The organism is Pseudomonas sp. R3-56 (assembly GCF_051132075.1).
Classification (GTDB): domain Bacteria; phylum Pseudomonadota; class Gammaproteobacteria; order Pseudomonadales; family Pseudomonadaceae; genus Aquipseudomonas.
Genome location: NZ_CP071657.1, coordinates 3,086,778 through 3,106,826 on the forward strand (window position 1 = coordinate 3,086,778; position 20,049 = coordinate 3,106,826).

General features: G+C 61.7%; 16 protein-coding genes. 3 read left to right on the forward strand and 13 right to left on the reverse strand.

Translation table 11 applies throughout. From position 1 onward, the window contains the following. Nucleotides 1-4 precede the first annotated feature (4 nt). From J3P96_RS13915 to gabT, 3 genes are all read right to left on the reverse strand, one after another. Complete coding sequence (locus J3P96_RS13915) at nucleotides 5-493, reverse strand: Lrp/AsnC family transcriptional regulator (RefSeq protein ID WP_434623723.1); 489 nt, start codon at nucleotides 491-493, stop codon at nucleotides 5-7. 46 nt (nucleotides 494-539) lie between these two features. Then, nucleotides 540-1,196, reverse strand: a complete 657-nt coding sequence (locus J3P96_RS13920) for an HAD family hydrolase (RefSeq protein WP_434651628.1) — start codon at nucleotides 1,194-1,196, stop codon at nucleotides 540-542. Between the two features lie 87 nt (nucleotides 1,197-1,283). After that, on the reverse strand, nucleotides 1,284-2,576 hold the full coding sequence (gene gabT / locus J3P96_RS13925) for a 4-aminobutyrate--2-oxoglutarate transaminase (protein WP_434651630.1): 1,293 nt from the start codon (nucleotides 2,574-2,576) through the stop codon (nucleotides 1,284-1,286). Between the two features lie 286 nt (nucleotides 2,577-2,862). Here gabT and J3P96_RS13930 point away from each other — a divergent pair, with 286 nt between their 5' ends. The 3 genes from J3P96_RS13930 (at nucleotide 2,863) to J3P96_RS13940 (ending at nucleotide 5,617) form a co-directional block, all read left to right on the forward strand. Then, nucleotides 2,863-3,789 carry a 2-hydroxyacid dehydrogenase gene (locus tag J3P96_RS13930; RefSeq protein WP_434651632.1) on the forward strand — a complete coding sequence of 309 codons (927 nt, stop codon included), beginning with the start codon at nucleotides 2,863-2,865 and terminating at the stop codon, nucleotides 3,787-3,789. Nucleotides 3,790-4,013: 224 nt separating this feature from the next. Further along, nucleotides 4,014-4,871 carry a GNAT family N-acetyltransferase gene (locus J3P96_RS13935; protein ID WP_434651634.1) on the forward strand — a complete coding sequence of 286 codons (858 nt, stop codon included), beginning with the start codon at nucleotides 4,014-4,016 and terminating at the stop codon, nucleotides 4,869-4,871. A gap of 38 nt (nucleotides 4,872-4,909) precedes the next feature. After that, nucleotides 4,910-5,617 (forward strand): cupin domain-containing protein, encoded by a 708-nt coding sequence (locus J3P96_RS13940; RefSeq protein WP_434651636.1) that lies wholly within the window; start codon nucleotides 4,910-4,912, stop codon nucleotides 5,615-5,617. A 1,051-nt stretch (nucleotides 5,618-6,668) separates the two neighbouring features. On the opposite strand, the gene J3P96_RS13945 is transcribed toward J3P96_RS13940, so the two are convergent. From J3P96_RS13945 to J3P96_RS13990, 10 genes are all read right to left on the reverse strand, one after another. Further along, the gene (locus tag J3P96_RS13945) at nucleotides 6,669-7,748 is read right to left on the reverse strand and encodes a tartrate dehydrogenase (protein ID WP_434651638.1); all 1,080 of its coding nucleotides are present in this window, start codon (nucleotides 7,746-7,748) and stop codon (nucleotides 6,669-6,671) included. A gap of 33 nt (nucleotides 7,749-7,781) precedes the next feature. Next, on the reverse strand, nucleotides 7,782-9,239 hold the full coding sequence (locus J3P96_RS13950; protein WP_434651640.1) for an NAD-dependent succinate-semialdehyde dehydrogenase: 1,458 nt from the start codon (nucleotides 9,237-9,239) through the stop codon (nucleotides 7,782-7,784). Nucleotides 9,240-9,576: 337 nt separating this feature from the next. After that, nucleotides 9,577-10,734 carry an acetylornithine deacetylase gene (gene argE / locus J3P96_RS13955; protein ID WP_434651642.1) on the reverse strand — a complete coding sequence of 386 codons (1,158 nt, stop codon included), beginning with the start codon at nucleotides 10,732-10,734 and terminating at the stop codon, nucleotides 9,577-9,579. Then, nucleotides 10,731-12,572, reverse strand: a complete 1,842-nt coding sequence (locus J3P96_RS13960; protein ID WP_434651645.1) for an ABC transporter ATP-binding protein — start codon at nucleotides 12,570-12,572, stop codon at nucleotides 10,731-10,733. Before J3P96_RS13960 ends, argE begins: the two co-directional genes overlap by 4 nt. Before the next feature lies 1 nt (nucleotide 12,573). Beyond that, nucleotides 12,574-13,449, reverse strand: coding sequence for an ABC transporter permease (locus J3P96_RS13965; RefSeq protein WP_434568485.1), 876 nt, complete (start codon nucleotides 13,447-13,449; stop codon nucleotides 12,574-12,576). Further along, the gene (locus J3P96_RS13970) at nucleotides 13,446-14,402 is read right to left on the reverse strand and encodes an ABC transporter permease (RefSeq protein ID WP_434658175.1); all 957 of its coding nucleotides are present in this window, start codon (nucleotides 14,400-14,402) and stop codon (nucleotides 13,446-13,448) included. Before J3P96_RS13970 ends, J3P96_RS13965 begins: the two co-directional genes overlap by 4 nt. Before the next feature lie 39 nt (nucleotides 14,403-14,441). After that, nucleotides 14,442-16,088 carry an ABC transporter substrate-binding protein gene (locus J3P96_RS13975; protein ID WP_434651647.1) on the reverse strand — a complete coding sequence of 549 codons (1,647 nt, stop codon included), beginning with the start codon at nucleotides 16,086-16,088 and terminating at the stop codon, nucleotides 14,442-14,444. 83 nt (nucleotides 16,089-16,171) lie between these two features. Beyond that, the gene (locus J3P96_RS13980) at nucleotides 16,172-17,446 is read right to left on the reverse strand and encodes an NAD(P)/FAD-dependent oxidoreductase (protein WP_434623749.1); all 1,275 of its coding nucleotides are present in this window, start codon (nucleotides 17,444-17,446) and stop codon (nucleotides 16,172-16,174) included. Between the two features lie 36 nt (nucleotides 17,447-17,482). Next, nucleotides 17,483-18,151, reverse strand: coding sequence for a haloacid dehalogenase type II (locus tag J3P96_RS13985; RefSeq protein ID WP_434651649.1), 669 nt, complete (start codon nucleotides 18,149-18,151; stop codon nucleotides 17,483-17,485). 356 nt (nucleotides 18,152-18,507) lie between these two features. Beyond that, nucleotides 18,508-19,833, reverse strand: coding sequence for an NAD(P)/FAD-dependent oxidoreductase (locus J3P96_RS13990; protein ID WP_434651651.1), 1,326 nt, complete (start codon nucleotides 19,831-19,833; stop codon nucleotides 18,508-18,510). Nucleotides 19,834-20,049 lie beyond the last annotated feature (216 nt).

Genomic DNA, 20,049 nt, shown 5'->3' on the forward strand with positions numbered 1-20,049 from the left:
GGGCTCAATGGCGCAGTAGTCGGCGCAACGGCACTCCATCCTTGAGCACCGGCGATTTGATGACGATGTAACTGAAGTATTTGGAGATACCGATGTTCTTGTCCAGCAACCCTTCGACCACTTCCTGATAATGCTGGATGCTGCACGTCATGAAGCGCACCAGATAATCGTAACCGCCGCTGATCAAGTGGCACTCAAGTACTTCGTCGACCAGACGAATATTCGATTCAAACTTGGCGAAGTCTTCCCGTTTATGGTCGCTGAGGGTGATTTCGGTAAATACCGTGACCGAGTCGGTGATCTTTGCGAGGTTCAGATGCGCCCTGTACCCGGAGATATAACCGGCTGATTCGAGGCGCTTGACCCGCTGCAGACAAGGGCTGGAGGACAGTCCCACGGCATCGGCGAGGCTGACATTGGTCATCCGACCGTCCTTTTGAAGTTCAACAAGGATACTGATATCAATTCGGTCTAGTTTTATTAAACCTTCCATCGGGTACCCCTCGGTCGTCTTCAGGCTGACAGTGGTTTTAGCAAATTCAACGGCGCAAAGATAGCTGATGCTGAGCGACGAGGTCGGCCATGCTGGTGATGTAGAAATCGGCGGAATATTCTTGATTTTCAGGCTCATGGCCACGGCGGATCAGGCACAGGCCAGCCGATTTTGGCGGTTGTGCGGGCGGTCTGGACACTTGCATGATCGTTCCAGGCTCGAGTTGGTTCTGCAGCAACCATGCCTCATCCTCCAGTGGATTGCTGGCTCGCGAATGCAGGTCCTCGGGTGGAATTCCCAAGCGCTCGCAGAGCTGGTCGCGATCCTCGGCATCACGATCGCAGTAAACCAATAACCGGTAGAATTTGCGCAGATACAACATGGCACCCGGTGCGTCCTCGAACAGCGACCAGTTGCAGGCCGAACGGGCAAAGCTCATGCCCTCTTCCCAGCTGACCTTGAGCCCCAGGCGCTCCGCCAACTGGCGATGGGCAAAACACAACAAGCCGCTGAAGCCGAGATCGGAAAAGCGTGGATAGAGCCCGCGTACCGCCTCGTCGAATTCCGCCAATACCTGTTCCTTGCCGGGCATGCCCGGACGGTTTTCGAGCAAGGGTTGCAGGGCCGTCCAGACACCGGAATCCCGATCGACCAGGACTTCGTCGCAATCGATCAGCAGCGCACGATAATCAGTCAGGTGCATGTGTCGCCTCCCATGGTGCGTTTATCAATCCTTATGCCTGGCTGCCTCGGTCGACAAAATCGCCAACTTGCCGACCGAGACCTGAGATTAATCCATTACCCGTTGCAATGCGGCTTCAAGGATGGCCAGTGCTTCGTCGATCTGACTTTCTTCGGTGACCAGGGGAGCGAGGAAGCGCAGGACATTTCGGTACACCCCGCATTTGATCACCAGCAGCCCGCCAATCCTTGCCTGATCGATCAGGCGCTGGGTGAGCTCGGCATCCGGGCTGCGGGCGTGATCATCCTTGATCAATTCGATTGCCAGCATGAAGCCGGTGCCGCGCACATCACCGATGCGCGGGTGGCGGGCCTGCAAGCGCAGCAGGCCCTGACGCAGCCGCTCCCCCAGGACCAGGCCACGCTCGAGCAGATGCTCCTGCTCATAAGCCTCGATCACCGCCAATGCCGCGGCACACGCCAGGGCGTTACCGCCGTAGGTGCCGCCAAGGCCGCCGGGCAGTGGCGCGTCCATGATGTGCGCGCGCCCCACCACGCCCGAGATGGGCAGGCCTCCGGCCAGGCTTTTGGCGACGGTGACCAGGTCCGGCTGGATGCCGGCGTGCTGGAAACCGAACCATTTGCCGGTACGACCGAAGCCGGTCTGGATTTCATCGAGGATGAGCACGATGCCGTGCTGCTCGGTCAAGGCTCGCAGCGCCTGGAGAAATTCTGGTGGAGCGCTGAGGAAGCCTCCATCGCCCTGCACCGGCTCGATGATAATCGCCGCGACCCGATCCGGCGCGACTTGGGTCGCCAGCAATTCGTTGAGTGCCTGCAACGCCATCTCACTGCTGAAACCGCGATAGGCATTCGGATATGGCGTATGGAAGACCTCCGGCGCCAGAGGTCCGAAGTTCTGCTTGTAGGGCTGGCTCATGCCCGTCAGCGTCGTACCCAGTAAGGTACGCCCATGGAAACCGCCCCGGAAGGCAATGACGGCGGGACGATTGGTATGCGCGCGGGCGATCTTCACCGCGTTCTCCACCGCTTCCGCGCCGGAAGTGAACAGCGCCGCCTTGCAGGCTTGCTGCCCACCCACCAAGGCACACAGGCGCTTGACCAGATCGATGTACGGTTTGTAGGCCACCACTTGGAAACACGCGTGGCTGACCTTCTGCAATTGAGCCTGCACTGCCGCGATCACCTTCGGGTGATTATGACCGATGTTCAACACGCCGATGCCGCCGACGAAGTCCAGATAGCGCGCCCCGTCCACGTCCCACACCTCTGCCCCCTGGGCCCGGTCGATGACCAGCGGATGCGCGGTGACCAACCCTCGTGGCACGAATTGATCGCGTTGAAGGAGCAGGCTCGGGGTTTCTTCGACTTTACTGTTCATGGCATCTCCCACAGTGAACCAGGCAACCGGGAAACGGCTGCGATGTGTTCCACAGGTTAAGCGTTCGACACAATTGTCTAAGCCGAACTTGGCCTCTGGGAAATTCGGATCGACTGTTTTCACCCCGGCAAACAGCAGAATCCTTCAGCCGACTCCAGCCCCATGGAATCTGCCGGCAGACGCCCTGTACAAAGCAGTGTCCGGCGATTACGCAGGCTGTTTCGATACATCCTGCTTTGCCACTCGGGCATGCTGGATGTTCCCTATCTTGTACGAGAAGTTACCCATGGCCCTGTTGTATAAAGCCGACCCGGTACGCGGTGAACAATGGAAGCGTCTATTCGCCGAGCACGCTCCGGACATCGAATGGCGCGCCTGGCCGGACATCGGCGACCCGAAGGACATTCGCTTCCTCGCCGCCTGGCAGGCGCCGGATGACCTCGAAACACTCTTGCCGAACCTGCAAGTGCTGTTCGCTTTGTCGGCCGGGGTCGATCAGCTTGATCTTGATCGCTTGCCCACCTCCCTGCCGGTGGTCCGTCTCCTCGATCCCGGCATTACCCGGGGCATGTGCGAGTACGCCAGCTTCGCCGTGCTCAGCCTGCACCGGGATATGCTCCGTTATCGCCAGCAACAGATTGCCCGATGGTGGCAGGCGCACTTGCTGCAACCGGCGGCCCAGCGTCGGGTCGGGGTCATGGGGCTCGGCATGCAGGCCCGGCAGATTCTGGCCACCTTGCAGACCTTTGGCTTCGCCTTGTCAGGTTGGGCACGCAGCGAGCATCACATCGCCGGGGTGAATTGCTTTGCCGGTGACGAACAGCTCCCGGCCTTCCTCGGCCAATGCGACATCGTGATTTGCGTCCTGCCATTGACCGAGCAGACCCAAGGGATTCTCAGCCGTCAATTATTCAGACATCTGCCCGAGGGTGCTGCCCTGGTCAACATGGGCCGTGGTGGCCACCTGATAGAAGAGGATCTGCTCGAGGCCCTGGCCAGCGGCCAACTCAGCGCGGCGGTGCTTGACGTCCTGCAACAGGAGCCGGCAGCGCCGGATCACCCGTTCTGGCAGCATCCGCAGATACTGCTGACGCCGCATATCGCGGCGATGACTCAACCCGAAAGTGCCTTCGGCGTGTTGCTGGACAACATCCGTCGGCATCAGCGCGGTGAATCGATGCTTGGCCAGATTGACCGCCAGCGACGTTATTGAGCGGTGCTTGCTCACGCAGCTACGAAAGCACCGGCGAAAAATCCGCTGATATTTGCTGCTGGGCCTGCTGTCGATTTGAGCAATAACTGCGGTGCGTGAAGCCGCAACTGATGCAATCTACCGAATCGATCTGCGCCTCTTGTCAGGTCTCGCGGCAGGTGAGATATCAATCCTTTCGGCGGAAAAATCCGCCCGGTCACGCTCCCTTGAATACGGAGATGTTCATGTCCAGTTCGCAACGCCCGACGTATGCCTATCGCCCCATGACCGCTGCCGATGTGGCAGCGGCCCATGCCTTGTCCGTGCAGTTGAAGTGGCCCCATCGCCTGGAGGACTGGGCCATGCTGCAGCGCGTCTCGCAGGGTTTTGTCGCCGAGGACCACGGCCGCCTGATCGGCACCGCGTTCACCTGCCCGCAGGGTGATTACGCCACGATCGGCCTGGTGATCGTCAGTGACGAATACCAGGGCCAGGGCATCGGTCGCAAACTGATGGAACTGGCACTCCAAGCGTGTGGAACGCAGACCGCCATGCTCAACGCGACGCTGGCCGGGGCGCCTCTTTATGCCAGCCAGGGATTCGTTGACTTTGGTCATATCCAACAACATCAGGGGAACGTATCGCCCCCGGCCCCCAAGGACCTGCCATCCGGTGAGCGCCTGCGCCGCCTGACCGAAGCGGATCGAAACAACGTGATCGAACTCGCCAGCGCCGGCAGCGGCCTGGACAGGCATGCCGTGCTCAATGATCTGTTCGACAGTGTCGAAGACGTCGTGGGCATCGAGCGCGATGGTCAACTGCGCGCGTTCGCCATCCTGCGTCCATTCGGTCGTGGTCGTTACATCGGCCCGGTCGTTGCAGAAAACCCACAGCAGGCCAAGCACTTGATCGCGGTGCTGTTGGCTCAAGTGCCGGATGCTTTCGTCCGCATGGATGTACCGTCCGACAGCGGCCTGGGTCCCTGGCTGGAAGAAGCCGGGCTGAAGCAGGTCGACACCGTCGCCCAGATGGTCCGTGGCTCCCCGCCCCAGGCCAGGGGCGGCGTAAAGCAGTTTGCACTGGTGACCCAGGCCATCGGCTGACACCGCTACATCCTCTACTTTCCCGGAGAAACACCCTCATGCTAGAGCCCACTGCCGTGCTGTTGGCCCACGCCAACGGCACTCCCGCGTCAACCGCATTCACCGGCGGCTCATTGGGAGCCAACGATCCGTTCGACAGGCAGATTGCCTATCTCGGGACCCATGACATTGCTGCCGGTATCGTCCAGGCGAGCGGACAGTTCAGCGTCGATGCATATCCCTACAGTGAAACGATCGTGGTCCACGCCGGACAGGTCATTCTGCAAAGCGAGGAACACTCGCTGCAACTTGATCCGGGTGACAGCGCGGTAATTGCCCGCGGCACATCGATTCGGATCGAGGCGCAACCTGGCTCGCTCTGGGCATTCTGCGCCGATACCCAGCCTGTTGAAGCGGGCAACGTCGGAGTGACCGCTCTCCCCCGGCACACCCTCCTCGCGCCCTCGACGCCACCGAGTGAAGAATTCCTGCTGAGCCCGACCCCGCAATGTCGCTCGAACAATCTGTTCGTCGAGGACACGACAAACCTGCGCATCGGCGTCTGGGATTCGACGCCCTATACCCGCAGGACAAGACCGCACACGATGCACGAACTGATGCACCTGATCGAGGGCAGCATCATTCTCCAGCTCGGCGATGGATCGGCGCTGGCGGTGAATACTGGCGATACGGTGTTTGTGCCCAAGGGGGCTCCTTGCGCCTGGAAGAGCAGCGTCTATGTGCGCAAGTTTTATGTTTGCAAGTGATGTCTGACGGAGCTTTTTTGGTGTGAATATCCGTTGTTTCGGTCACGGCAGCTTAGGGTTCCGCCCTTACGGCGGGTCACTTTCGAAAAGCGCGAAAGTAACCAAAGCGCTTTTGCCCCACCACTCGGCACCTCGCCTAGGCTCGGTGTGCCCGCACTCCGGCATTGCTCCGTGGGCCCGCCGCGAAGGGCCATCCATGGCCCAGCGCGGCTAACCCGGCATCCATGCCGGGTTGCCCACTCCACAATGCCTACGTTCGGCCAGCGTGGTTAATGGGGCGCCGAGATCAACGTCCGCCGCGAGGCGGCCTTCGAGCCGACCTGTTTTTTGGTGAACCGCGCTTCTCCTGTGGGAGCGAGCCTGCTCGAAGAGGCCAGCTCATTCAACATCTTCATCGGCTGACACACCGCCATCGCGAGCAAGCTCGCACACATTGGGTCTTCTACAGACGCAGGTTCACGGCACACATGAAATCCCTGTGGGAGCGAGCCTGCTCGCGAAGGGGCCGGTCCATTCAAAATCTTCATTGACTGACACACCGCCTTCGCGAGCAGGCTCGCTCCCACATTGGATCAGCGGCAGACGCAGGCCTCACGGCATACCGAGGAACCCTGTGGGAGCGAGCTTGCTCGCGAAGGGGCCAGTTCATTCAATATCTTCATCGGCTGATACACCGCCTTCGCGAGCAGGCTCGCTCCCACAGTTGGATCGGAGTGGGACCTGAAGAGCCAGGTCGGCTATCAGGCCGCCTCGCGGGGGACGTTGATCTCGGCGCCCCGTTAACCACGCTGGCTGAACGAAGGGGTTGCGCAGTGGGCATCCCGGCATGGATGCCGGGATAGCTGCGCTGGGCCATGGATGGCCCTTCGCGGCGGGCCCACGGAGCAAGGCCTTCGTTCAGGCATGCCGAGCCTAAGCGAGGCACCGAGTGGTGGGGCAAAAGCGTTTTGGTTACTTTTGCGCGCAAAAGTGACCCGCCGTAAAGGCGGAACCCTAAGCAGCCGTTACCGCAGCAACGGATATACACACCAAAAAAAGCGCAACGCCCAGTTCAAAGCGCCCCCGCAATAGCCAGGCCAACCTCCTGAGTCGACGCCTGCCCGCCAAGATCAGGCGTAATCGGGCCCTCTGCAATAACCCGCTCGATGGCCCTGAGAATCCCGTCATGGGCCGCGCGATAGCGTTCATCGCCATTACCCAGGAAGTCGAGCATCAAGGCACCGGACCAGATCATCGCGATCGGGTTGGCGATGTTCTGTCCATAGATATCTGGCGCCGAGCCATGGACCGGTTCGAACAACGAGGGAAATCGTCGCTGTGGATCAAGGTTGGCCGAAGGGGCGATGCCGATGGTGCCAGCGCAGGCAGGTCCGAGGTCGGACAGGATGTCACCGAACAGATTCGACGCCACGACCACATCAAAACGGTCTGGCTGAAGCACAAAGCGCGCACACAGGATATCGATGTGTTGCTTGTCCCAGGTGACGTCCGGGTACTGCTGCGCCATGAGCGCCGTGCGTTCGTCCCAGTACGGCATACTGATGGAAATGCCGTTGGACTTGGTCGCCGCCGTCAGGCGTTTGCGCGGCCGGGTCTGGGCCAGGTCGAAGGCGAACTTGAGAATCCGGTCCACACCGCGTCGGGTAAATACCGACTCCTGCAGCACGAACTCGTGCTCGGTGCCTTCGAACATCTTGCCGCCGACCGAGGAGTACTCGCCCTCGGTGTTTTCGCGGATCACCACGAAGTCGATGTCCCCGGCTTCACGTCCGGCCAACGGACACGGCACGCCGGGAAACAGCCGCACCGGACGGATGTTCACGTACTGGTCGAAGTCCCGGCGAAACTTCAGCAGCGAACCCCACAGGGAAATGTGATCCGGCACCTTGTCCGGCCAGCCCACGGCGCCAAAATAGATCGCATCGAAGCCCTGGAGCTGTTCGAACCAGTCGGCGGGCATCATCTGCCCGTGTTCCAGGTAGTAATCGCAGTGGGCCCAGTCGAGCACTTCGATGCTCAGATCCAATTGCCATTTCTTCGCCGCCTGCTCCAATACCCGCAGCCCCTCCGGCAAGACTTCCTTACCGATACCGTCGCCAGCAATCGCGGCGATTCTGAATGGTTTGCTCATCAACCGTGCCTCCTCTTCAAATCGCTGAACGCATCACAGCCCGCCGACGTGGAAGGCTTTGACTTCAAGAAATTCATCCAGGCCATACTTGCTGCCTTCACGCCCCAGGCCCGATTGCTTGATGCCGCCGAAGGGCGCGACGTCCATGGAAATGAGCCCGGTATTGAGGCCAACCATGCCGAACTCCAGGGCCTCGCCGAACCGCCATGAGCGGCGCAGATCCTGGGTGAAAAAATATGCCGCCAAGCCATAGGGCGTAGCGTTGGCCAAGGCGAGCGCCTGTTCTTCCGTGCTGAAGCGCATCAGCGGAGCAACCGGACCGAAGGTTTCTTCGTTGGCCAGCAGCATCCCGGCATGCGTCTCCCCGAGCACCGTCGGCTGGACGAACCGGCTGTCGCCCGTGGGGATTTCGCCACAAAGCAGGCGAGCGCCCTGGCTCAACGCCTCGTCGATGTGTCGAGCGACCTTGCTGACCGCCGCCGCGTTGATCAGCGGACCGATGTTCACCTCGGCCTCGAGGCCGTCGCCAACCTTGAGCTTGCCCACCTCCTCCACCAGGCGCTGGGCGAAGCGCTCGTAGATCCCATCCTGCACCAGAATGCGGTTGGCGCAGACGCAGGTCTGCCCGGCGTTGCGGAATTTGCTGAGGATGATGCCGGTCACGGCCTGCTCCAGGTCCGCGTCGTCAAACACGATGAACGGAGCGTTACCGCCCAGCTCCAGGCTCAAGCGCTTGATGTGTTCCGAGCTCTGACGCATCAGCAGGCGTCCGACAGCGGTAGAGCCGGTAAAGGAAAGCTTGCGCACCGTCGGGTTGCCGGTCAGCTCTTCACCAATGCCGGCGGGCATGCCGGTCACGACGTTGAACACCCCGGCCGGAATCCCGACCCGCTCGGCCAGCACCGCCAGGGCCAGGGCCGACAGCGGGGTCAGGTCCGACGGCTTGACCACGATCGTGCAGCCCGCGGCCAGGGCCGGCGCGCACTTGCGGGTGATCATCGCATTGGGGAAATTCCACGGGGTGATCGCGGCGCAAACGCCCACCGGCTGTTTGAGGGTCATCAAGCGCCGATCACCGCTGGGGGCCGGGATGGTTTCGCCGTAGATGCGTCGAGCTTCTTCGGCAAACCATTTGACGAAGCTGACACCGTAGCGGATCTCGCCCTTGGCTTCCGCCAGCGGCTTGCCCTGCTCAAGGGTAAGGATCAACGCCAGGTCGTCGAGGTTGTCGATCATCGCCTGGTACCAGCGATCGAGCAGCGCCGCCCGTTCCGCCGCCGGACGTGCACGCCAGGCCGGCCAGGCACGGTCGGCAGCTTCGACGGCGCGCCGGGTTTCGCTGCCGTGTATCGCCGGTACCCGGGCAAGCACCTCGCCGGTGGCCGGGTTGATCACGTCCAGGGTGGCGGCGTTGTCGGCGCCGACCCACTGGCCGTCGATGTAAGCGAGTTCTACCAGCAGGCTGGGGTCTTTCAGGCGATTCTTGAGCATGACGTCGGGTCCTGTTCTGAGACAGCCTTCAGTCTATTGAGTCGCCCTGGACGAGGATGCTGAAAACGCCGGCCCTGCAGCCTTGAATGCTGAAAATCAGCCTTCGACGGCATAATGCTGTTCATTAAGGCAATCGGGGAACCCGTGGCGAGGGAGCTTGCTCCCGCTGGGCCGCGAAGCGGCCCCAAAACCTGCCAAACACTTAGTATCAGACACACCGCATCCGCCGGTTTACGACTGCTTCGCAGCCGAGCGGGAGCAAGCTCCCTCGCCACGGGTACGTCATTTTGTTAAGTGAACAGCATTACCTGCGACGGCAGGCTTTACTGTTGCACGATCAAATGCGCATCGAGCCCAGCAACCCTTGCAGAAAGCACTCGCCCGCCTCCATCTGGCTGATCTCGATGAACTCGTCAGGCTTGTGCGCCTGTTCGATCGAACCCGGGCCGCAGACCACCACCGGTACATCCAGGCGTTGCTTGAACAAACCACCCTCGGTGCCGAACGAGACTTTCGCGGTGCCAGTGTCCGGGGCGGCAAAGTTTTTCAGGAACCGTACTGCTTCGACGCTCGGATGGGTGTCGAGACCCGGGTAGACGTTCAGGGTCTCGATTTCAATCGCAGCCACGCTGGAAAGCTTCTGCGCTTCACGCACGATCAGTTCGGCCCGCTCGCGCATCTGCTCGAGGAAGCCGTCCAGGTCGTCCGCCGGCAAGTTACGCACTTCGAAATCAAGAGTGCACAGGTTGGGCACGATGTTCAGCGCCTTGCCGCCGACAATCTGCCCGACATGCACGGTGCTGTAGGGCACATCGTAATCGGTATCCCGGGCACCCTGCTCTTGCAACTGCTGTTGGCTCAGCCGCAGCGCGGCGATGAAATCGCAGGCCACATGAATCGCATTGACCGAGCGTGGCGCCAATGATGAGTGCGCCTCCAGGCCACGACAGTACGTACGGTAGGAACCCTTGCCCTTGTGCCCAAGGACGAACTGCATGTTGGTTGGCTCGCCGATGACGCACAGAAACGGCCGGACCGGTGCCAGGTGCAGCACGTCAAGCAAACGCCGTACCCCCACGCAGCCGATCTCCTCGTCATGGGACAGCGCCAGCTGCAGCGGCCTGCTCAATGGCTGCCCGGCGGCATCGAGCATGGCGTCGATTGCCAGGGCGATAAAGCCCTTCATATCGCAACTGCCGCGGCCATAGATCCGTCCGTCCCGCACCGTCGCCGCAAATGCCGGGAAGGTCCAGGCCTGCCCCGCCGCCGGGACCACGTCGGTATGACCCGACAGCAGGATCCCCGGCACATCCCTTGGACCGGTACTGGCAAACAGGTTGGCTTTGTTGCCGCTGTCGTCCCGCACGATCAAGGACTCGATGCCCTTGGTCATGAGCAGATCGCGCACGTATTCGATCAAGGCCATATTCGATTCCGAAGAGACGGTGTCGAAGGCCATCAGCCGTTTGAGAATCTCCAATACACGGGATTTCATGCGTACGCCGCCACGGTCGGATTGTTTGGTTGCTGGGTTTTCATCAGTTCGGCGCTGTCGTGGTGGCAAAGGATTTCGCTGCCACCGACTAACATCCGCCGGTCCGGCGCGACGCGGTTGCACAGCCCGTCGACCCGCACCGGGCAGCGACTCAGGAAGGTGCACAGCCCTGGCACAGCGGCTTTCGGGCCAATCGGCGGCAGCGTCTGGCAGGTCGTTGCTCCGCAGCTTTCCAGCCAGCCCTGGCGCAGTTCCGGTACGGAGTGGATCAACAGATCGGTATACGGATGGAACGGAGCCTCGGCATAGGATTGACGCGTCCCGGCCTGGACCTTGTGCCCGCTGTACATCACCACGATGTCGTCACACAAGGCGCGCACGGTGGAGATGTCATGGCTGATGAACAGATAGGACACTCCCAGCTCCTGGCGCAAATCGCGCAGCAATTCGAGAATCGCCGCACCGACCACTGTATCCAGCGCCGAGGTCACCTCGTCGCAGAGAATCAGGTCTGGCTTGGCCGCCAAGGCCCGGGCCAGGTTGATCCGTTGCTTCTGTCCGCCGGACAGTTCGTTCGGACGCCGGTCCGCCATCGTCCGGGGCAAACGCACCAGGTCCAGCAGCTCGCCGATACGCTCGCGCAACGCCGCGCCCTTGAGGCCGAAATACATCTTCAGCGGGCGGCTCAGGATCGTGCTGACGCTGTGCATCGGATTGAGTGCGGTGTCGGCATTCTGGAAGACCATCTGTATGCGTCGGAACTGCTCCTGGGTACGCGACGACAGGCTGCCGCCCAGGGGTTGGCCATCGAAGGACAACCCGCCAAGGGCTGGCTGCAACAACCCGGCCACCACCCGTGCGAGGGTCGATTTGCCCGAGCCCGACTCACCGATGACGCCGATGGCCTGGCCTCGGCGAACCGTCAAGTCGATGCCTTCCAGCACGCGAATCGCTGGCATGCCCTGGGCATTCTTGTTGCCGTAGCCGGCGGTCAACCCCTGGATGGTCAGCAACGGCGTGTCCTGTGCAATGTCGCTGGGCGGACGGATCGTCGTGTCCGGCCGCGCCGCCGCCAACAGGCTGCGGGTGTATTCGTGGGCCGGGCCCTTGAGCAAAGGTGCCGTGGCGCTGTGTTCGAAGATCTCGCCGCCATTGAGCACCACGATCTGATCAGCCATCTGCGCCACGACCGCCAGGTCGTGGGACACATAGACGGCCGTGGCCCCACGCTCGCGGACTACCCGTTTGAAGGCCCGCAGCACATCGATCTGGGTCGTCACATCAAGGGCCGTGGTCGGCTCGTCGAGCACCACCAGCAATGGATCGCTGATCAGCGCCATGGCCGCCATCACCCGTTGCAGCTGCCCGCCGGACACCTGATGAGGATAGCGCTGGCCGATGCGCTCCGGGTCTGGCAGGGCCAGGTCACGGAACAGCTCGATGGCCTTCGCCTCAAGCACCGCCCGGCTACCCAGGCCATGAATCAGCGCGCCTTCCACTACCTGGTCGATGAGTTTTTTCGCCGGGTTGAACGCCGCTGCGGCGCTCTGGGCGATATAGGACACGCGGTTGCCGCGCAACTTCTGCAACTGGCTCTCGCTCAAAGCCAGCATGTCGTCGTCGCCGATTTGCACCACGCCGCCCGCCAGCCGGCAACCGCGTCGGGCATAACCGAGCAATGCCAGGGCAATGGTGGTCTTGCCGGAACCGGACTCACCGATCAACGCCAATACTTCGCCTTTTTGCAGGGAGAAGCTGACCCCCTTGACGATGTCCACCTCCTCGCGCTCGCCGCAGGCGACCACGCGCAGGTCCTGTACCCGAATCAATTCGCTCATTTCAATGACCTCCCGTACGTCGGCTACGTCGCGACGACAACCGGTCGATGAACAGATTCACGCCGATGGTCAGGGTGCCGATGGCCAGGGCAGGAATCACGATGGCCGGCGCCCCCTGATTGAGGCCGCCGATGTTCTCGCGCACCAGCGAGCCAAGGTCGGCATCCGGCGGTTGCACGCCCAGCCCGAGGAAACTCATGCCACTGAGCAGCAGCACGATGAAACCAAAACGCAGGCCCAGGTCCGCCAGCACCGGATTGAGGATGTTCGGCAGGATTTCCACGCAGGCGATGTACAGCCGGCGTTCACCCCGGGTACGGGCCACTTGCACGTACTCCAGCGCTTCGATATTCACCGCCATGCTGCGGGCGATGCGGAAGGCACCGGGGGTGTAGCTCAACACCGCCGTGCAGATCAGCAAGGTGACCGAGGAGCCGAAGGCCGAGACCATGATCAGCGCCAGCATCTTGCTCGGGATCGAAATGAACGCGTCCATCAGGCGACTGATCAGCTCATCCAGCCACTTTGGCGACACCACCGACAACAGCGCCAGACTGGTTCCCAGGGTGCTCGACAGCACCGCGGCCACCAACGCCAGGCCGACAGTGAAACGCGCGCCGACAAGAACCCGGCTGAGCATGTCGCGGCCCAGGTAATCGGTGCCGAACGGGTACGTCGCGCTGAGGCTGTCGAAGACGTTGTCGGAGACCACTTCGCCCACCGGATGCGGCGCCAGCCACGGGCCGAAAATCGCCACCAGCAACCAGATCACACACATCGCGGCGCCGGCCAGGCCAAGCCAGGACTTTGCGTGAGCGTCTTTGCCCAACCCCAGCGCAGCGGCCGCCGTCGGCGATTTCACAATGAGGTTGTTCATTGGTTTCTCAGCCTCGGATTGGAAAGAATCGCGCACAGGTCGGCGATCAACACCAACGCCAGATACGCCGTACAGAACAACATGGTGCAGGCTTGAACCAGGGCCATGTCGCGGTTGGTCACGGCATCGACCATCAAGCTGGCAATGCCGGGATAGTTGAAGATCGTTTCGACGATCACCACCCCGCCCAACAGGTAGGACAAGCTCAGGGCGATGGCATTGGCAATGGGGCCGATGGCATTGGGCAAGGCATGCCGGAGCACGATACGGATATTGCTCACGCCCTTGAGCCGGGCCATTTCCACGTAAGGGCTGTCGAGCTGATCGATCACGGCTGCGCGGGTCATGCGTGACATTTGCGCGACAATCACGCAGCACAGCGTCATCACCGGCAATGCGTAGGTGCGCATGAATTGCCAGGGGGACGTGATGTCACTGGCATAGGACAGCGCCGATAACCAACCCAGGTTCACGGCGAATATCAGCACCGCCAAGGTGGCGACCAGAAACTCCGGCACGGCCACCATGGTCAAGGTGAAAAAACTCAGGAAGCTGTCGAGGCGCCCGCCTCGGCCCATGGCCGAGCCGATACCCAGGGTCAACGCCACGGGCACCGACACCAGGGCCGTGGCAGCGGCGAGCATCAAGGTGTTGGGAACCCGGCCGGCCATCAGCTCGATCACCGGCGTGGCGTTGGACATCGACATCCCCAGGTCACCGCTGAGCAGGCTCGTCAGCCAATGCAGGTAACGCAACACACCGGGCTGGTCCAGGCCCATTTTGGTCCGCAGGGCCGCCACCTGTTCCGGCGTGGCAAACTGTCCCAGCGCCTGCTGCGCCGCGTCCCCCGGCAGCACCGCCGTGATGGCGAACACCACCATCGAGACAATCAACAAGGTCACGACCGCCGCCCCCAGACGGCGGCCGATCAACCACAGTGTGTTGCTATTCATCATCCGACCCTCGTGCAATGTGGCCCAAACCGACCTTCATCAGGCATCCAGCCAGATCTGCTCGGCAAACATGTAGCCCATGAAACCGCCCAGGGGATTGGCGCCGTAGCCTTTTACACGCTGGTCGGCACCGTCGATGTTGCTGATGAACACCGGTACGCCGATGCCTCCGTGCTCATGCACCAGCACTTGCATGTCGGCGTACATCTTGCCGCGCTTGGCCTCGTCGGTTTCACCGCGGGCCTGTATCAACAATTGGTCGAACTGCTCGTTTTTCCAGCCTGATTCGTTCCAGGGCGCGCTCGACTGGAAGAACTGCGAGAACAGCATGTCGGCATTCGGTCGCGGATTGATGTTGCCAAAGCTCAGCGGGTGCTTGGCCCAATGGTTGGACCAGTAGCCATCGCTCGGCAGGCGGTTGACGTTGAGCTTGAGCCCGGCTTCCTTGGCGGACTGCTGCAGCAGCACCGCGATGTCCACCGAACCGGTCGCCGCGGGCGAGCACATCAGCGGCATGCTGATGCTTTCCATGCCGGCCTTCTTCAACAACGACCTGGCCTGTTCAGGATCGTAAGCCCGTTGCGGCAAATCGGCGTTGAAGAAGCGTGCTCCGGGCGCGATCGGATGGTCGTTGCCGACCCGCGCATAGCCACGGAAAATCGCCGACTTGATCTGTTCCCGGTCCAGCAACAGCTTCATCGCCTGGGTGAACTCCGGGCTTTTGCCGGGCATCTGGTCCTGACGGATGATCAGGTCAGTGTAGTTGCCCGACGGTGAGTCGATGACCCGATGCCGGGCGCTGGCCTTGATGCGGGTCGTCGAACGCGGGTTGACCTCGTTGACGATGTGCACGTCCCCTGACAGCAGGGCGTTGATCCGTGACGATTCGTCGGCAATGCCGATGAATTCGATCTCGTCCAGGTACGGCAAGCCGGGCTTCCAGTAATTGCTGTTGCGCACGCCGACGGAGCGCACCCCGGGCTTGAACTCCTTGACCTTGAACGGACCGGTACCGATGCCCTGGCTGAAATCGCTGGTGCCTTCCGGAACGATCAACATATGCGAGACGGCAAGGACCGAGGGCAGTTCAGCGTTGGGGCCGCTCAACTGAATCTGCACTTCATGGGTGCCGATGGCTTTGACGTCGGCGAACTGCGACGCCAGCGGCAGGACCTTGGAGCCGGTGATCGGGTCCTTGTGACGCAACAGCGAGAACACCACGTCGGCGGCGGTCAATGCCTTGCCGTTATGGAAGGTCACTTCCTTGCGCAGGCTGATCACCCAGAGCGTGGCGTCCGTGGTCTCGATACGCTCGGCCAGTTCCAGTTGCGGCACCATGTGGCTGTCAAAACGCGTCAGCCCGTTGTAGAACATGTAGTGGCGTACGTAGTCGGTGGACGACGAACCTTTGGCCGGGTCCAGGGTGTCGGCGGTGGAACTGGTCGAGCCGGCGACGCGGATCCGCCCGCCCGGCTTGCCTTTGCCTGGGCTGGCGGCATCCTCATCGGCGAACAGCTTGCCGGCGGTGCCGAACAGGCTACCGGCGCCCGCCGCGGCCACCCCGGCCAACCCGAGCATCTGCAATGCATTGCGGCGGGACATGCCGCGATTGAGCCCTTCGAAAACGCGCAGACTTTCCGTACCTGTTATCAGCTGGGTATCGATACTGTTTTTTTTGTCAGTCATGTCGGTTCTACCTTTCGCAAATGATAAGGCTCGATTGCTCGCGCTATACGCAATGTGATGAAACCTGAAGCGTCCCTCGCCACTCAGTGCAAATAGTCTTGAAGGCGGTAATACGCACCTACCAGCGGCAGGAACCAGGGCTTGCCAAAATGTCCGGGGATGGCCGGCCAGTCGAGTTCGCGCCAAGGGTTGGCCTCGACTTTCCCGGCCATGACGTCGGCCATGACCTGGCCCATGTGCACCGACATCTGCACGCCATGGCCGCTGTAGCCCATGGAGTGATAGACGCCGCCGTGCTGGCCGGCCCGGGGCAGCCGATCGGAGGTCATGTCGACCAATCCGCCCCAGCAATACTCGACCTTCACGTGGGCCAGTTGCGGAAACATCTGCACCATCGCCGCGTGCAGGACTTTGCCGCTCTTGGCATCGGACACACTGTCGGACATGGCGAACCGCGCCCGCCCGCCAAACAGCAAGCGGTTGTCCGGGGTGATCCGAAAGTAGTTGCCGATCATCCGGCTGGTGACATAGGAGCGGTGTGCCGGCAGCAAACTGTCGATCAGGGCCTGCGGCAACACCTCGGTGGCGATCACAAAACTGCCCACCGGCACGATCCGCCGCCGATACCAACCCAACCCACCCTGCTGGCAGGTTCCCGTGGCCAGCAGGATCTGCGTGGCCTGTAGCGAACCCTTGGTGGTATTGACCCGATAACCACCGGCGCTGGTTTTCCAGTCCGTTACCGATACGCCTTGGAAAATCAGCGCGCCGTGACGGGCCGCGGCCTCGGCCAATCCGACCCCGAAGCGTCCGACATGCATCTGCACGCCGTTACGCTGCAGCAAGCCGCCATGGAACTGGGCCGAGTTCACTTCAGCCCGAGCTTCCTGCGCAGACAGCAACTCGACCTCGGCATCGACCTCGCGCCGAATCAACTCGCAAGTACGGGCCAACCCCTCGTAGTGCAGGGGCTTGGCCGCCAGCTTGAGCTTGCCATTGCGCTTGAAGTCGCAGGCAATCTGCTCTTGCTCCACCAGCGAGACGACACTCTGCACGGCGCTTTCATAGGCCTGGTAATAGGCGCGCGCCTTGTCGGCGCCGAGGCTGGCACTCAATGACGCGTAGTCCTGGGCGACGCCGGTGTTGCACTGGCCGCCATTGCGCCCCGAAGCCTCGCCAATGACCCGCCCGCCTTCCAGCACCACCACATTGGCGCCCTTCAAGGCCAGGGACCGGGCGGCGGCCAGGCCAGTGAAACCGCCACCGACGATGGCCACATCGACCTGCCCGGGCAACGCACCGAGCTGGGCACCGGTAAATGCCGGTGCGGTATCGAGCCAATAAGACTCACTGCCCATGTCTAACCCCTTATGCCTTGAAGCGTGCAATGAGACTCAAAGACCGACCAGCCCGGCCAACCCGCCGATGTCCGGGATCTGGTGGTAACCAAAGGCCGTGTTCGCCGGTTGTTCATGACCCCGGGCCACGAACGCTTTGTGCTTGATCTTCATGTCGTGGGCCGACATCAGGTCGTAGCGAAAGCTCGAAGACACATGCAGGACATCCTCCGGCCCGCAGCCGAGGTTATCGAGCATGTACTCGAAGGCCGCCAGACGTGGCTTGTAGGCTTGGGCCTGTTGAGCCGTGAAGACTTTATGAAAAGGTGCGCCGAGCTTGTCGACGTTGGACATGATCTGCTCGTCCATCGCATTGGAGAAAATCACCAGTGGAATCTTGTCGGCGATTTTCGACAGGCCTGCCGGTACGTCGGCATGTGGGCCCCAGGTCGGTACGGCGTCGTAATAGAGCTGGCCTTCGCCTTTGTATTCGACACCCCAACGCTTGCAGACCCGGGCCAGGGCAGTCTTGAGAATTTCATCATAGGGCCGCCAGTCGCCCATCACCTGGTCCAGCCGGTAAGCCGAGAAATCCTTGACGAACTGATCCATCTGCTCGGCTGGGACCCGATCGGCGAACAGCTCGCGCGTCATGGTCCCCATCTGAAAGTTGGTCAACGTGCCATAGCAGTCAAAGGTAATGAACTTGGGGCGAAGGAAGCTCATGAGTGCGGTCCTGAGTGATGGTTGAGGTCATGAGGGGCAAGCGGTTGCTCGTTCTTGAAGCCTGGCTGCAACGCTGCATCACGGTTTTATTACAGCATCATGAGACCGCGCATAAACGGTTAAAAGTATAGGCCGCTTGGCACAAACCACCGTTTTTCGGGGCCCGCTCAGCAGACTGTGCGGGATGCGCCAAGCCCGGGCATCTGCACCTTTTTCAGGGTGTTCGCGGCCATTTATGGTGCGCAAAAAACCAGTCGAACCGCCGCCAGCGGCAGAATCCACCCCGCCAACGAGAACGGGCGCATTCCCTGAGGATGCGCCCGTTGCTTGTGTTGCCGGTGAGATTTGTACTGGCCTCAGAACTCCGCGACTTTGCCCCAGGCTGAAGACTGGAATCGATCCGGGTGATAGGGACGCGGGTCAACCAGGGGAGGCATGTCGCTGACAATGTCGGCGATCAAGTGGCCCGCGCCAGGGCCGATGCCGAAGCCATGGCCGCTGAACCCCGCCGCCAGCACCAGGCCAGGCAGGCTCGCTATTTCGCCAATGCCCGGGACGCCATCAGGCGTGCTGTCCACATAACCCGCCCAGGCAGCGGTGACTGACGAGTTTTTCAGCATCGGGATCAGGTCGACCGCGCGCTTGTAAGTCAGCTCGACAACCGATGCATCGGCTGCAGGATCGAGGATGCGCATCCGCTCCATCGGGGTTGGCTGGTCCAACCGCCAGCGGCCCAGGCCTTCATGCCCCGACTGGAAGCCTTGCAGACCACCGGGCGCCAGCTTGCGCCAGCGCCGCTGGAACATCGGCAGGAACTGCGGAGCGAACCGCAACAGCTGCGGGGTCGGGTCAACGCGCCCTCTGCCACTGATGGCCAGCGTGAAACCGCCATCAGAGCGACGGGTCATGGAGACCTCGTCCGTGTGGAGTGCGTCCGGTATCTCTTCGGCGCCCTTGGAGACCGACAGTATCGTCTGGCGAATGGACGCCTGGGGAAACCGGATGCCGTACTGACGGCAGAACGAGGACGCCCATGCGCCACCGGCCAGCACCGCGAGCCTGGTGCGAATGGTGCCCTTTTCGGTAACGACCGCCGATAGCCGGCCGCCTTCGGTCTCGACGCCACGGGCAGCGCAGCCCTGATGCACCGTGCCGCCCAGCTTGATGATCGCCCGCGCAACCGCCGGGGCGGCACGGGACGGGTCCGCCGTACCGTCGGTCGGCGAGAAGACCCCGCCTTTCCAGGACTTGCCAGTCACCCGGCCATGTTCTGCAGCCTGTTCCGCCGTCAGCATGTGCGTTGTGACATTGACGGTACGGGCAAACTCACCCCACTTTGCCCAACCCGCCAGTTCTTTCTCGTTGTTGCTCAGATAGAGCAAGCCACACCTTCTGAATCCGGTGTCCTCGCCGGTCTCCGCGGCGAACTGTTCCCAAAGTTCGAGGCTCTTGGTTGACAGCGGCAGCTCACGAGCGTCCCGATTCTGCTGACGGCACCAGCCCCAGTTTCGACTCGACTGCTCCGCCCCCACGCGCCCCTTCTCCACCAGCGCGACCTTCAGGCCGCGCTTGGCCAGGTAATAGGCCGTGAAGGTTCCGATAATGCCGCCGCCGATCACGACAACGTCAGCGTGCGTCGGCAGTTCAGAATTCGTCTCTACGGAAGTTAACGGTGCAGGCATTTTGGGATGTCCATTGAAGGGCGGTGAGCGGTGGCGTTATTACAACACCATGAAACCGTGCATGAACGGCTAAAAGTATAGGCCGCCTGGTACAAAGCACCGTTTTGCGCGACCTGTTCAGCAGACTTTGCGGGACGCTCCGAACCCGGGCGTTGCGGTCGGAAGCGTCAGAGCCTGGCAGGCCATGGTTAATGGGAAGTTAGCCTGGCAGATACG

Coding starts and splice junctions, on each gene's coding strand:
- J3P96_RS13915 (WP_434623723.1), bottom strand. CDS start 493: ATGGAAGGTTTAATAAAACTAGACCGAATTGATATCAGTATCCTTGTT.
- J3P96_RS13920 (WP_434651628.1), bottom strand. CDS start 1,196: ATGCACCTGACTGATTATCGTGCGCTGCTGATCGATTGCGACGAAGTC.
- gabT (WP_434651630.1), bottom strand. CDS start 2,576: ATGAACAGTAAAGTCGAAGAAACCCCGAGCCTGCTCCTTCAACGCGAT.
- J3P96_RS13930 (WP_434651632.1), top strand. CDS start 2,863: ATGGCCCTGTTGTATAAAGCCGACCCGGTACGCGGTGAACAATGGAAG.
- J3P96_RS13935 (WP_434651634.1), top strand. CDS start 4,014: ATGTCCAGTTCGCAACGCCCGACGTATGCCTATCGCCCCATGACCGCT.
- J3P96_RS13940 (WP_434651636.1), top strand. CDS start 4,910: ATGCTAGAGCCCACTGCCGTGCTGTTGGCCCACGCCAACGGCACTCCC.
- J3P96_RS13945 (WP_434651638.1), bottom strand. CDS start 7,748: ATGAGCAAACCATTCAGAATCGCCGCGATTGCTGGCGACGGTATCGGT.
- J3P96_RS13950 (WP_434651640.1), bottom strand. CDS start 9,239: ATGCTCAAGAATCGCCTGAAAGACCCCAGCCTGCTGGTAGAACTCGCT.
- argE (WP_434651642.1), bottom strand. CDS start 10,734: ATGAAATCCCGTGTATTGGAGATTCTCAAACGGCTGATGGCCTTCGAC.
- J3P96_RS13960 (WP_434651645.1), bottom strand. CDS start 12,572: ATGAGCGAATTGATTCGGGTACAGGACCTGCGCGTGGTCGCCTGCGGC.
- J3P96_RS13965 (WP_434568485.1), bottom strand. CDS start 13,449: ATGAACAACCTCATTGTGAAATCGCCGACGGCGGCCGCTGCGCTGGGG.
- J3P96_RS13970 (WP_434658175.1), bottom strand. CDS start 14,402: ATGAATAGCAACACACTGTGGTTGATCGGCCGCCGTCTGGGGGCGGCG.
- J3P96_RS13975 (WP_434651647.1), bottom strand. CDS start 16,088: ATGACTGACAAAAAAAACAGTATCGATACCCAGCTGATAACAGGTACG.
- J3P96_RS13980 (WP_434623749.1), bottom strand. CDS start 17,446: ATGGGCAGTGAGTCTTATTGGCTCGATACCGCACCGGCATTTACCGGT.
- J3P96_RS13985 (WP_434651649.1), bottom strand. CDS start 18,151: ATGAGCTTCCTTCGCCCCAAGTTCATTACCTTTGACTGCTATGGCACG.
- J3P96_RS13990 (WP_434651651.1), bottom strand. CDS start 19,833: ATGCCTGCACCGTTAACTTCCGTAGAGACGAATTCTGAACTGCCGACG.